We start from the raw sequence: 12,277 nt of genomic DNA, 5'->3' as shown, positions 1-12,277 counted from the left end.
GGTAAACCCTCATCGGACTGCTTGCGGTTGAACCGGCCGCGAAACACTGCTCTATCTATATTCTGTTTAGATCTAATAGATATCTACATGCTTCGTTGACGGAATAAGAGGTTGCATTTAAAACCTCAGTCAACCCTCGTCGCAAATGCCTTCGAACTATTTTTAGGATGCCGGAAAAGCATATGGATCTTCGCCAGTTGCGTTACTTCATCGCCCTCGACGAACACCGCAGTTTCGTGCGCGCGGCCGAGGCCATGGGCATTACCCAGCCTGCCTTCAGCCGCAGCATCCAGGGGCTCGAACATGAGTTCGGCTGTGTTCTGGTGGACCGTGGCAACAAGGATTTGCGCCCCACCCCCGAAGGCCTGGTGGTGCTGCAACATGCCCGCAGCCTGGTGCAGGGAGCGGCCCTCTTGAACGCTGAAGTGACGCAGATGACCAAGCTCGATGCCGGTGAACTGCGCTTCGGTTGTGGCCCGGCACCGGCGGTGAAACTGGTGCCGGATGCGGTGGCGCAATTCATCAACGCGCATCCGAAAGTGCGCACCTGCTTTGAGGTGGATAACTGGGAAAAACTCAGCCGTGCGCTGAGCCGTGAGGAGATCGAATTCTTCATCGCCGACATCCGCCATTTCGAGTCCGATCCGAATTTCCAGACCCATGCCCTGACGCCCAAGCGCGGTGTGTTTTTCTGCCGACCGGGGCATCCACTGCTGGCCAAGGAAAGCCTGTCGACCAATGACATGTTCGATTACCCGCTGGCGACCACGATGATCCCGCCAGGCATTCGAAAACTGCTGGCGAACCTCAGTGGGCGGGTGGATTTTTCACCGAGCATCGAGACCGAACATTTCCCGGCGCTGGTGAAAGTGGTGCTGCAATCGAATGCGATTGGCGTGGGGACTGAAGAAGCGTTTGTTGAAGACATCGCCCAGGGTTCACTGGTGCTGCTGCACTGGCGCAACCTGCCGCAGAACATCGAGAGCATGAATGCACGGTGCGGGATCGTCAGTCGCACCGGATTCCGCTTGTCGCCGGCGGCGCGGGCGATGATCGAGACGTTGGTGGCGGTGGACAGGCAGCAGACGGCCGTTGCTGTTTGAAGATCAAGAGATCGCAGCCTTCGGCAGCTCCTACACTGATCAATGTAGGAGCTGCCGAAGGCTGCGATCTTTTGAGATTTAAAGCCTGGCCGCAGCCAACTCCGGCGCCACCCAATCACTCACCTTGAATGGCTTGCGAATCAGCTTCTGCTGCGAAGCCAGATCCACGGCATCCTGCAATTTGCCAAGGAACACCGGATCGAGCGTCGACGGGAACACCTCGCTCAGTTTCTGATCCTTCAAATCCTGAGAAAGAATTACCGGTGGATAACTCGCCAGCCCGGACACCAGTTGAATGTAGGCGTCCTTGTTGCTGTCCTGGGTCAGCCACTCTACGGCCTGCTGTTGGGCCTTGAGCAGTTTCGCCACCGCCTCCGGATGCGCCTCGACAAACTTTCCGGTCCCTATCAATACCGCCTGCACACTGCCGGCACCGCCCAGATCCTTGGTATTGAGCGGCAACTCGGCCAGCCCCTTGGCTTGCAGCGCCGTCAGCCCGGAACCGCCCCACGAGGCATCGATCTGCTTCGCCGCCAGCGCCGCGACTGCCGCGTTGAAGTCGAGGTTGATGACTTTCACGTCCTTCTCGCTCAACCCCTGGCTGGCCAGCGCCGCATCGAAGGACAACTGGCTGGCGGTGCCACGGAAGATGGCCACCCGTTTGCCCTTGAGGTCGTGCAGGGTCTTGATCCCCGACCCCGGCACCACGCCCAGGTAATGCTTCACCCCGCGCGCCGAGGCACTGAGCAGTCGCGTATCCAGGCCATTGGACTTGCCGATGATGGCCGCCAGATCGCCGAGGTAGGCCAAGTCCACCTGACCGTTGGCGAACGCTTCGTTGATCACCGGGCCTGCGCCCTTGAAGAAGCTCCACTGAATCTTGATGCCTTGATCGGCGAAAGCCTTTTCGAAGATCTGTTGATCACGCAGCACATCCACGACCCCGCCACCACTGTGCTGGGTCCCGGCACTCAGGTCCGGCACGGCGATGCGGATTTCCTTGAGCTCATCGGCGTTGGCCGTAAAAGCCAGCAGCCCCGCCAGGGCCGGTGCGGCGAACAGACTGATGACACGTTTGAAGGGAAGGTTCATGGGTGCGGCTCCTTGGGGCAACGGGCGTTGAGGAGCCGAAAGTAGGCCGAAGTGGAACCAACACTTAAATACTATAAATTCACATTTTTAGACCATTTAGATCTAAATCAACGCATCCGGGGCTCTTGGACAGGTATGCAGTAACGGCATCGAAAATATTCTTCGAATGCATTGGATGCAGCTGAACTGGAGGCCTTAAATGGCTTTGCTTATTTCTCAATAGCATTGATTTTGTTTTTTATAGATCGTTTTTGCATACGCCGACAACGGAGGTCATCCATGGCCCGTGTTTCTCTTCTCAGCCTGCCGCTGGCCGCGCCACCACTGGAAAACCAGCGCCTCTGGCCCAGCCTGAATCGTCGCCTGTTGCCTTGGTTGCTGCCGATCACCCTGTTCACGCTCTGGTGGCTCGCCAGCCGCAATCACTGGATGAGTGAGCAGATCCTGCCGGCGCCGAGCCTGGTCTGGAACAGCGCGGTGGAACTGTCCCAAGGCGAGTTGTGGAGCCATTTGTGGATCAGCCTGCAACGCTTGTTCTGGGGACTGCTGGCCGGGATCAGCGCCGGTGCTGTTTTGGGTGCGGCACTGGGTTTCAGTCGTCGACTGGAGCGCCTGGTATTTCCAACCTTCGCCGGGTTGGCCCAAGTCCCGACCTTGGCCTGGATTCCGTTGTTCATGGTGTTTTTCGGCATAGGGGAAGTGCTGAAGCTGGTGGTGCTGATCAAGGCCATTGTGGTGCCGGTAACCCTGCATACGCTGGTCGGTGTACGCGATGCACAACCCAAGCTGCGCGAAGCCGCCGCCGTGTTGCGCCTGCCCAGGCACCTGTTGATCCGCCGCCTGGTGCTGCCTGCCGCGCTGCCGGCCTTCATGGCCGGTGTGCGCCTCGCGCTGGCCGCCGGCTGGACTTCACTGCTCGCTGTCGAACTGCTCGCTTCCAGTGAAGGCATCGGCTACCTGATGGTCTGGGCGCGGCAGCTGTTCATGCTCGACATCGTGTTCGTGTGCATCGTGGTGATCGGCCTGATCGGCGTGGCGATGGATCGCGGCATCGGTCTGCTGGACAGGAAACTGGTGCACTGGCCGCACCCGGCCACCGCCGAAATCCGTCGCGGGCCGCGTTATCACGGCTGGCAGCGATTGCAGCCGTGGCTGCTGCCACTGGCGCTTCTGGCATTGTGGCAACTGACCTCGGATCAGCAATGGATTGACGCGAACATTCTGGTCACCCCGCTGGCCGTCCTGCAGACCACAAAGGACGGTTTGCTCGACGGCACACTGCTTGGCGGCATGGCCCTGAGCCTGGGCCGAACACTTGGCGGATTGCTGCTCGGTGGCGGGCTCGGTTTTGCCTTGGGGCTGTTGCTGGGGTTGTCGCGCACCAGTGACCGGGTGCTCGGCCCCACCCTCGCCGCCATCCGCCAGATCGCCATTTTCGCCTGGGTGCCGCTGCTCACCGCGTGGTTCGGTCTGGGGGAATTGGCCAAGTGGGTGTTCGTTGCTCTCGCCGCCTTTTTCCCACTGTTCATCGCCACCCAACGCAGCGTCGCCAACCTCTCACCACAACTCAACGAAGCCGCGCAGGTGTTGCGCCTGAACCTGCGCCAGCGCCTCGGTCGACTGGTGCTACCGGGTGCAGCCCCGGGGATTTTTGCAGGGCTAAGGCTGAGCCTGATCTACGCCTGGCTCGGCACCATCGGCGCCGAGTACTTCATGCCGTCCAACGGCGGCATCGGCAGCCAGATGATCGGCGCCCAGCAACTGCTGCGCATGGACCTGATCATGGCCGGCATGCTGCTGGTGGGCCTGACCGGTGCCCTGCTCAACCTCATTGGCCAACGCCTGGAAATCCGCGCCACTCGCTGGAGACACGCATGAACGCACCGATTGTCAGCTTCAATCACGTGGGTAAAACCTTCGACGTCGACGGCTTCACACTTGAGGCCATTCGCGAATTCAACCTGGACATCGCCGAGGGCGAGTTCGTCGCCATCGTCGGCTCCAGCGGTTGCGGCAAATCCACTTTGCTGCGTTTGCTGGTGGGCCTCGATACGCAGTTTCGCGGGCAGATCAGCGTCGACGGAAAAGCCGTCACCGGCATCGGCGGCGAGCGTGGCATCGTCTTCCAGGAACACCGCTTGTTCCCGTGGCTGAGCGTGGCCGACAACATCGGCCTGGGCCTGGTCAACGAGCCCTTGAGCGCTGCGCAAAAGCACAAGCGCATCCATGACTTCATCGAACTGGTGGGCCTGGGCGACTTCGCCCGCGCCTATCCGCACCAACTCTCCGGCGGCATGGCGCAGCGCGTGGCCATCGCTCGCGGCCTGGTGGCCAGCCCACGGATTCTGCTGCTGGACGAACCTTTCGGCGCCCTCGATGCGCTGACTCGCCAGCAGATGCAGGACGAACTGCTGGCGATCCGCGCCCGGGCAAAAATCACCACAGTGCTGGTCACCCACGATGTCGAGGAAGCGATTTTCCTCGCCGACCGCGTAGTGGTGATGGAGCCGCGTCCGGGGCGGATCAAGCAAGTGGTCGACATTGCCCTGCCCCATCCGCGCCAGCGCAGCAGTTTCGACTTCCACCATCTGCGCGAAGAACTGCTTCACGAACTCACCAGCGACGATCACTACCAGCCCCCGGTGCCGGTGCAGGTCCGCGATCTGCCGCTGTCCTTCATTGCCTACTGAAAAAGGAAATTCCTGATGCCGCAACGTCCCAACTTTCTAGTGATCCTGGCCGACGACCTGGGCTTTTCCGACATCGGCGCCTTCGGTGGCGAAATCAACACACCGAACCTCGATGCATTGGCCAACAATGGACTGCGCCTGACCGATTTCCACACCGCGCCAACCTGCTCGCCGACCCGTTCAATGCTGCTCACCGGCACCGATCACCACATCGCCGGCATCGGCACCATGGCCGAAGCATTGACCCCGGACCTGATCGGCAAACCGGGTTACGAAGGACACCTGAACGACCGCGTGGTCGCCCTGCCCGAGCTGCTGCGCGAGGCCGGTTACCAGACCTTGATGAGCGGCAAATGGCACCTGGGCCTGACCGCCGAACTTGCGCCCCACGCCCGGGGTTTCGAGCGTTCGTTTTCGCTGTTGCCCGGCGCGGCCAACCATTACGGCTTCGAGCCGACCTACGATGAAACGACGCCACGGCTGCTGAAATCCACCCCGGCGCTGTACATCGAAGACGACCAATTCATCGATGAACTGCCCAAGGATTTCTATTCCTCCGATGCCTTTGGCGACAAGCTGCTGCAATACCTCAAGGAGCGTGATCAGACTCGACCGTTCTTCGCCTACCTGCCGTTTTCCGCACCTCACTGGCCGCTGCAGGCGCCGGCCGAGGTGGTGGAAAAGTACCGCGGGCGCTATGACGCCGGCCCTGAAGTACTGCGACTTGAGCGCTTGGAAAAGCTCAAGAACCTGGGGTTGATCGAAGCCGATGTCGAGCCCCATCCGTTGATCCAGTTGACTGCACAATGGGATGCCCTGAGCGACGAGCAACGGCAGATTTCGGCGCGGGCCATGGAGGTCTACGCGGCAATGGTCGAACGCATGGACTGGAACATCGGGCGCGTCATCGATTACTTGCGCCAGCAGGGGCAACTGGACAACACCTTCATCCTGTTCATGTCCGATAACGGCGCCGAAGGGGCGTTGCTGGAGGCCTTTCCGAAATTCGGCCCGCAGTTGCTGACCTATCTCAACCAGCATTACGACAACAGCCTGGACAACATCGGCCGCGCCAACTCCTACGTCTGGTACGGGCCGAACTGGGCGCAAGTGGCGACCGCGCCGTCGCGGCTGTTCAAAGCCTTCACCACCGAAGGCGGGATCCGTGTTCCGGCGCTGGTGCACTATCCGCAGCTGCCGCTCAAGGGGCAGATCAGCCACGGTTTCGGCACAGTGATGGACATCACGCCGACCATTCTCGACCTCGCCGGCGTGCGCCATCCGGGCAAGCAATGGCACGGCAAACCCGTGGCGCAAGTTCGCGGCAAGTCGTGGCTTGGGTTCCTGTCGGGCGAGACGGCGCAAGTGCATGACGAGCACACCGTTACCGGGTGGGAATTGTTCGGACGACGGGCGATTCGGCAAGGGCAATGGAAGGCAGTGTACATCCCGGGACCGGTGGGGCCGGCAACCTGGCAGTTGTATGACCTGGGCAATGATCCGGGGGAGATTCACGACTTGGCGTCGAGTCAGCCGGAAAAGCTCAGTGCCTTGATCGAGCATTGGCAGCGGTATGTGGATGAGACTGGGGTGATCCTGAGTGAGTCGCCGTTTCAGCCGGATTGATATTGCCTGATATACCGCTATCGCGAGCAAGCTCGCTCCCACAGTGGCCGATGTGATGCAAAGATCGCATTCACACCGACAAACCCTGTGGGAGCGAGCTTGCTCGCGATGGGGCCATCAAACACACCCAATCAAACCCCGACTGTACGCACCTTTTGCACAGCCACTTCTTCCCTGCCCTCAAACCGGTTAGCCCGCGCAAACGTGCCGAAATCATTGAACCGCACACCCATCTCGCGCATCACCTTGTGTCCCACCGGCACAGTCAACTGACGGATGTAGAACGGTTCCTTCACCACAAAGTGATGGATCCCGTGGCTGCTGCCGAAGTTGAAGCAGAACGCCTGCAACGGCCACAGCCACCACGCGTTCAGCACCTGGCACTGCTGCATCACGTTGCCCGGTTCCACGTCACCGTAGTAGTGCATGTTCGAGCTGATGAAGTGCAGGCAGAACGTGCGCAATACATTGGGGCCGATGATCACCACCGCCGCGATGTCGATCACCTGCATCACCGACAACGTGGTCGCCGACCACTCGATCGGTGCGCCCACCAGATGCGCAACGCCGTTCGCTGCGTGGAAACCGAGAAACACGTACCACGCGCCCCAATGCATCAGCGCCAGCGGTGCGTAGACCTTCAGGGTGCGCTGGACGATGCTGATCTTTTGCGCCCAGGTCCTGGCCCGCAGCATGCGGATGAACGACGACATCATGTTGTCGCCAATCATCAAGAATCGCGCGATGCCCCATGGCTCGCCGTTGGTGATGGCGCGTTCTTCCATGTCGGTTTCAGAGCCCGACACCTTGTGGTGATTGAGGTGCAGATGGCGGCGAATCCACGGATTGATAGTGCTCGGCCGCGCCAGCCACACCAACCCCATCATCAGGTTGTGCGGCACCTTCTGCTTGCGAAAATACATGCTGTGGATCAGGTCGTGTTCCAGCTCATGGGTCAACGAGGCGAAAAAAGCGTTGAGCAACAGGCACGCCCACCACGCCATGTGCCCGGTCATGTAGAGCGTCGCCGAACCAACCATGCCGGCCACGGCGAAGGCCAGAATGCCCGCGCCGAGGGCGTCCTGGTGCTTGAGAATCGGGTATTGCTCGCGCAGTGCGACGCCTCTGGCCAGCACCACTTGGCGAATATGTGCTGATCGTTGGGCTGCATTCAGTCGCTGGGGACTTGCAGAAGTACCGTCCATGCTTCCATCCTCTGGTTATTGATGGTTGCATCCTGCCTTGCGAAGCCTCGCAACGCGGTAGCCGAGAACGCCAACCTGTTGACTGGAAGCGCCAATCAGCATGACTGAACCGACCTCCCTCGCCAGCTGGACCCGTGCCCTGCGCAAGCAACTCGATGCCCTGGGCATCGACAGCACCGCCCTGTGCCAGCAAGCGGGGCTCGACCCACAATTGATGGACGACCCGAACGCGCGCTACCCACTGTCGGGCACTACGTACCTGTGGAATCTGGCGGTGCAGGCCAGCGGCGACCCGGCGATCGGTTTGCGGGTGTCGCGTTTCGTCAGCCCGACCACTTTCCATGCGCTGGGTTATGCGCTGGTGGCCAGCGGCAGCCTGCGGGAAGTGTTCGAGCGCATCGTGCGCTATTACCAGGTGGTCAGCGACGCCCTGGAACTGGAACTGACCCGCGCCGAGGATCGCTACTGTTTCAGTCTGAAAATTCCGCTGGGCAACCCGGCCCCGGCCTTTGAAGCCATCGATGCGTTCATGGCGATTTACGTGCGCACCTGCCGCAATCGCCTGGGTCGTGATTACGCGCCGTTGGCGACCTACCTGCGCCGTCCGGAGCCGGCAGACGCGCATCAATGGCATAAAGTCTTTCGCTCGCCCGTGCACTTCGGTGCCGACGAAGACCGACTGGAGTTCGCCCTCATCGACTTCGACAGCCACCTGGACGACGCCAACCCGGAGTTGGCCGAACACAACGAAACCGTGCTCAAGCGCACCCTGGCGCAACTCAAGCCGCTGACGTGGGAGCGCAAGGTCCGCGACGCCATCGAAGAACAACTGCCCGAAGGCGAACCCAGCGCCGAGCACATCGCCAAGGCCCTGCACCTGAGCCTGCGCAGCCTGCAACGGCACCTGGCCGATGAAGGCTGCCGGTTCGACACGCTGCTCAATGAAAGCCGCGAAAATCTGGCGCTGCTGCACTTGCGTGACCCGCAATGTTCGTTGAGCGAAATCAGTTATCTGCTCGGGTTTGCCGACACCAGCAGCTTCAGCCGTGCGTTCAAGCGCTGGACGGGGATGACGCCTGGGCAGTTTCGGGATGGGTTGCAGTGATTGATCCGGACAGTGAGTTGGCTGATCTGCCCCCATCGCGAGCAAGCTCGCTCCCACAGTTTTTTCGGTGACCACAAATCTCTGATTCACCCAGATCCCCTGTGGGAGCGAGCTTGCTCGCGATAGCGGACTGTCAGTCGACATACCTGGAGACTGACACACTGTCATCGCGAGCAAGCTCGCTCCCACAAGGGATATGCGTCGAGTTTCAGATTGTGGCCAGTTCCCGCAATCGGGCAGCATCAAGGATTTCAATTTCGCCGTAACTCAGCCCGATGATCCCCTGCCCCTGCAACTCCTTGAGGATCTGGTTGGTGGTCTGGCGCGACAGCGACAACATGGCGGCAAGCTGCTCCTGTGGCAGTTGCAGGACGCGGCGCGGTGGGGCGGTCTCGCCATAGCCTTCGGCGATCATCAGCAAGCGGTGCGCCAGCCGGGCCGGGGCCGGCAACAGGCTCAGTTGTTCGAGGTTGATGAAGGTCATGCGTAATTTCTGACTCATCAGCAATGCCAGTTGCCGCCAGTGCCGCGGATGCTCGTCGAGCAGCGCCAGCAAGGTGTTCTGGGGGATGTGCAGCAGCGTGCACTGGCCCACGCCGCAGGCATCGTGGGTGCGCGGCTGACCGTCGAACAGGCAGATTTCACCGAACCAGTGCGGCGGCTCCACCAGGCTCAGCAATGCTTCCTTGCCCTGCTCGCTCACGGCACCGACGCGCACCGCGCCCTCAAGCACTGCGTACAGACCACAGGGCGGATCGCCACGCTTGAACAGCCGCTGGCCCGGCGACAGGCGCCGCAGCCTGGCCGCCGACAGCAGGCTATCCTGTAGGGAAACAGGCAAATGGCTGAACCACTGACCGCTCATCAGGCGTGGACGCCAGACCTGCATATCCATGAAAACTCCTAGAGATTGTCGCCTGGCTGACAGAGCGGGAAGTAACCCCGGGGCATGATCAATCACCCCACAGGAGAACAACAATGAAAAGCCTCGTCGACCACCTCAGTCAATACGCCGCCTACCACCGTGACCCGCGCAACATCGCCTCGCACTTTATCGGCATTCCGCTGATCGTGGTGGCCGTCGCGGTGTTGCTGTCTCGGCCGGAATGGTCCATGGGTGGCGCGTGGCTGTCTCCGGCGGTGCTCGTTTCGCTGGCATCGGCATGGTTTTACCTGCGCCTGGAGTTGCGCCTGGGCGTGTTGATGACGGTATTGCTCGGGCTGTCGGTGTGGGCAGGCCATGCGCTGGCGCAGCAAAGCACGCTGGTCTGGCTGGGCAGCGGCGTGGCGATGTTCGTGATCGGCTGGGCGATCCAGTTTGTCGGCCATCACTACGAAGGGCGCAAACCGGCATTTGTCGATGACGTGACCGGGTTGATTGTCGGGCCGCTGTTCGTGGTGGCTGAACTGGCCTTCATGCTGGGGATGCGGCATGAGCTCAAAGAGCAGATTGAGGCGAGGGCGGGGGGTGTTCGGGTCAATCGCAAAAATGCGGCGGCTTAGGCCGCTTTAACGGATCGCAGCCTGCGGCAGCTCCTACAGAGGAAAGCTGTACCACTGTAGGAGCTGCCGCAGGCTGCGATCTTTTGACCTTAGATGTTGGCGACCTTCTGCCAGACCTTCGGCTTGAAGAACAACGTCTCGCCTTTTGCCAAACCAACCAGGCTGTCGTGATCCTTGACCACTTCGGCTTCGATCAGATCGCTCTGCCCCTCGACCTTCAACGTCACCCGTGTCGTCGCGCCCAGCGGACGGATATCGCGCACTTCAGCCGCGTGGTGATCCTCCAGCTCATGGCGTGACAGCGACACCTCGTGCGGGCGGAACAGCACGTGCTTGTCTTCGCCCAGGTGCAGACGGTTGGAGTCACCGAGGAAGTGATAGACGAAATCGCTGGCCGGGTTTTCGTAGACGTCACCCGGTGAACCGATCTGCTCGATCACACCCTTGTTCATCACCACGATACGGTCGGCGACTTCCATCGCTTCTTCCTGGTCATGGGTCACGAACACCGAAGTCAGGTTGATGTCTTCGTGCAAACGCGCCAACCAGCGGCGCAGTTCTTTACGAACCTTGGCGTCGAGAGCGCCGAAGGGCTCGTCGAGCAGCAGCACTTTCGGCTCCACCGCCAGCGCTCGGGCCAGGGCAATGCGCTGGCGCTGACCGCCGGAGAGTTGCTCCGGATAGCGATCCGACAACCAGTCCAGTTGCACCATGTTCAGCAGTTCGTGAACCTTGGTTGCGATCTGGCTTTCGCTCGGGCGCTGGTTTTTCGGCTTCATGCGCAGGCCGAACGCGACGTTGTCGAACACCGTCATGTGGCGGAACAAGGCGTAGTGCTGGAACACGAAACCGACGTTGCGATCCCGCACGTCATGGCCGGAAACGTCTTCACCGTGGAACACGATGTTGCCCCGGTCCGGGGTTTCCAGGCCGGCGATGATCCGCAGCAGTGTGGTCTTGCCGCAACCCGACGGGCCGAGCAACGCGACGAGTTCACCGCTCTGGATGTCCAGGCTGATGTTGTCCAGCGCCTTGAACGCGTTGAAATTCTTGCTGACGTTACGCACTTCGATCGACATGAATTATTCCTCCGCGGCGCTGGCGCGCAGGCGGTTAATACGGTTTTCGCTCCACTGCTTGAGCAGCAGGATGAAGAGCGCCAGGATCAGCAACAGGCTCGCCACGGCGAACGCGGCCACGTGGTTGTATTCGTTGTAGAGGATCTCGACGTGCAACGGCAGGGTGTTGGTCACCCCGCGAATGTGCCCGGAAACCACCGACACCGCACCGAATTCCCCCATGGCCCGCGCGGTACACAACACCACGCCGTAGATCAGGCCCCATTTGATGTTGGGCACGGTGACGTGCCAGAACATCTGCCAGCCGTTGGCCCCTAGCAGGCGCGCGGCCTCCTCTTCCTGGGTGCCTTGCTCCTGCATCAGCGGGATCAGCTCACGAGCCACGAACGGCACGGTAACGAAGATCGTCGCCAGCACGATGCCCGGCAGGGCGAAGACGATCTGGATGTCGTGGTCCTGCAGCCATGGGCCGAACAGGCCCTGGGCGCCGAACATCAGCACATAGACCAGACCGGCGATCACCGGCGACACCGAGAACGGCAGGTCGATCAAAGTCACCAGCATGCTCTTGCCGCGGAACGAGTACTTGCTCACGCACCAGGCGGCGCTGACACCAAACACCAGGTTCAGCGGCACGGAGATCAGTACGGCGATGACCGTGAGCTTCAGTGCCGACAGCGCGTCCGGCTCGAAGATCGCAGTGAAGAACGCCCCGAGGCCGAGCTTCAGGCCCTGGGACACCACGATGAACAGCGGCAACAACAGGAACAGCGCAAAAATCAGCCAGCCAAGGCCGATCAGGATTCGCCGCGAAGTCGCACTGCCACGACGGGCAGCGTTCGAGGAAGCGGCAGCAATAGACGATTGGGACATG

At 61.0% G+C, this 12,277-nt stretch carries 11 protein-coding genes; 6 read left to right on the top strand and 5 right to left on the bottom strand.

The genetic code is table 11. The features are described 5' to 3' along the window. Positions 1-182: 182 nt before the first annotated feature. On the top strand, positions 183-1,103 hold the full coding sequence (locus AB4O40_RS18500) for a LysR family transcriptional regulator (protein WP_223541548.1): 921 nt from the start codon (positions 183-185) through the stop codon (positions 1,101-1,103). A gap of 78 nt (positions 1,104-1,181) precedes the next feature. Here the strand turns inward: AB4O40_RS18500 and AB4O40_RS18495 are convergent, their stop codons facing one another. Further along, the gene (locus AB4O40_RS18495; protein WP_056726957.1) at positions 1,182-2,195 is read right to left on the bottom strand and encodes an ABC transporter substrate-binding protein; all 1,014 of its coding nucleotides are present in this window, start codon (positions 2,193-2,195) and stop codon (positions 1,182-1,184) included. A gap of 279 nt (positions 2,196-2,474) precedes the next feature. On the opposite strand from AB4O40_RS18495, the gene AB4O40_RS18490 reads away from it, so the two are divergent. The 3 genes from AB4O40_RS18490 to AB4O40_RS18480 are packed head-to-tail and all read left to right on the top strand — an operon-like array spanning position 2,475 to position 6,511. Further along, complete coding sequence (locus tag AB4O40_RS18490; RefSeq protein ID WP_223541549.1) at positions 2,475-4,073, top strand: ABC transporter permease; 1,599 nt, start codon at positions 2,475-2,477, stop codon at positions 4,071-4,073. Beyond that, positions 4,070-4,885: an ABC transporter ATP-binding protein gene (locus AB4O40_RS18485; protein ID WP_056726959.1), complete on the top strand. Its 816-nt coding sequence runs from the start codon at positions 4,070-4,072 to the stop codon at positions 4,883-4,885. The genes AB4O40_RS18490 and AB4O40_RS18485 overlap by 4 nt, the downstream gene beginning before the upstream one ends. 15 nt (positions 4,886-4,900) lie before the next feature. Further along, on the top strand, positions 4,901-6,511 hold the full coding sequence (locus AB4O40_RS18480) for an arylsulfatase (protein ID WP_460053698.1): 1,611 nt from the start codon (positions 4,901-4,903) through the stop codon (positions 6,509-6,511). Positions 6,512-6,642: 131 nt separating this feature from the next. Here the strand turns inward: AB4O40_RS18480 and AB4O40_RS18475 are convergent, their stop codons facing one another. Beyond that, the gene (locus AB4O40_RS18475) at positions 6,643-7,716 is read right to left on the bottom strand and encodes a fatty acid desaturase (protein WP_223541552.1); all 1,074 of its coding nucleotides are present in this window, start codon (positions 7,714-7,716) and stop codon (positions 6,643-6,645) included. 100 nt (positions 7,717-7,816) lie between these two features. On the opposite strand from AB4O40_RS18475, the gene AB4O40_RS18470 reads away from it, so the two are divergent. Then, positions 7,817-8,821, top strand: coding sequence for an AraC family transcriptional regulator (locus AB4O40_RS18470; RefSeq protein WP_223541553.1), 1,005 nt, complete (start codon positions 7,817-7,819; stop codon positions 8,819-8,821). 208 nt (positions 8,822-9,029) lie between these two features. Here the strand turns inward: AB4O40_RS18470 and AB4O40_RS18465 are convergent, their stop codons facing one another. Next, entirely contained in the window at positions 9,030-9,716 is a 687-nt protein-coding gene (locus AB4O40_RS18465; protein WP_056726963.1) for a Crp/Fnr family transcriptional regulator, read from the bottom strand. An 83-nt stretch (positions 9,717-9,799) separates the two neighbouring features. On the opposite strand from AB4O40_RS18465, the gene AB4O40_RS18460 reads away from it, so the two are divergent. Continuing rightward, entirely contained in the window at positions 9,800-10,324 is a 525-nt protein-coding gene (locus AB4O40_RS18460) for an Mpo1 family 2-hydroxy fatty acid dioxygenase (RefSeq protein WP_056726964.1), read from the top strand. A gap of 89 nt (positions 10,325-10,413) precedes the next feature. Here the strand turns inward: AB4O40_RS18460 and AB4O40_RS18455 are convergent, their stop codons facing one another. Then, entirely contained in the window at positions 10,414-11,403 is a 990-nt protein-coding gene (locus AB4O40_RS18455) for a sulfate/molybdate ABC transporter ATP-binding protein (protein ID WP_056726965.1), read from the bottom strand. 3 nt (positions 11,404-11,406) lie between these two features. After that, positions 11,407-12,276, bottom strand: a complete 870-nt coding sequence (gene cysW, locus AB4O40_RS18450; protein ID WP_007972954.1) for a sulfate ABC transporter permease subunit CysW — start codon at positions 12,274-12,276, stop codon at positions 11,407-11,409. Position 12,277 lies beyond the last annotated feature (1 nt).

This window comes from Pseudomonas sp. S2_F07 (assembly GCF_054668325.1).
Note: the sequence above shows the minus strand (reverse complement) of the source record. Positions and strands in the feature narration are given on the sequence as shown.

Bases quoted from the DNA above. Each gene is read 5' to 3' on its own strand.
- AB4O40_RS18500 (WP_223541548.1), top strand. From the start codon at position 183: ATGGATCTTCGCCAGTTGCGTTACTTCATCGCCCTCGACGAACACCGC.
- AB4O40_RS18495 (WP_056726957.1), bottom strand. From the start codon at position 2,195: ATGAACCTTCCCTTCAAACGTGTCATCAGTCTGTTCGCCGCACCGGCC.
- AB4O40_RS18490 (WP_223541549.1), top strand. From the start codon at position 2,475: ATGGCCCGTGTTTCTCTTCTCAGCCTGCCGCTGGCCGCGCCACCACTG.
- AB4O40_RS18485 (WP_056726959.1), top strand. From the start codon at position 4,070: ATGAACGCACCGATTGTCAGCTTCAATCACGTGGGTAAAACCTTCGAC.
- AB4O40_RS18480 (WP_460053698.1), top strand. From the start codon at position 4,901: ATGCCGCAACGTCCCAACTTTCTAGTGATCCTGGCCGACGACCTGGGC.
- AB4O40_RS18475 (WP_223541552.1), bottom strand. From the start codon at position 7,716: ATGGACGGTACTTCTGCAAGTCCCCAGCGACTGAATGCAGCCCAACGA.
- AB4O40_RS18470 (WP_223541553.1), top strand. From the start codon at position 7,817: ATGACTGAACCGACCTCCCTCGCCAGCTGGACCCGTGCCCTGCGCAAG.
- AB4O40_RS18465 (WP_056726963.1), bottom strand. From the start codon at position 9,716: ATGGATATGCAGGTCTGGCGTCCACGCCTGATGAGCGGTCAGTGGTTC.
- AB4O40_RS18460 (WP_056726964.1), top strand. From the start codon at position 9,800: ATGAAAAGCCTCGTCGACCACCTCAGTCAATACGCCGCCTACCACCGT.
- AB4O40_RS18455 (WP_056726965.1), bottom strand. From the start codon at position 11,403: ATGTCGATCGAAGTGCGTAACGTCAGCAAGAATTTCAACGCGTTCAAG.
- cysW (WP_007972954.1), bottom strand. From the start codon at position 12,276: ATGTCCCAATCGTCTATTGCTGCCGCTTCCTCGAACGCTGCCCGTCGT.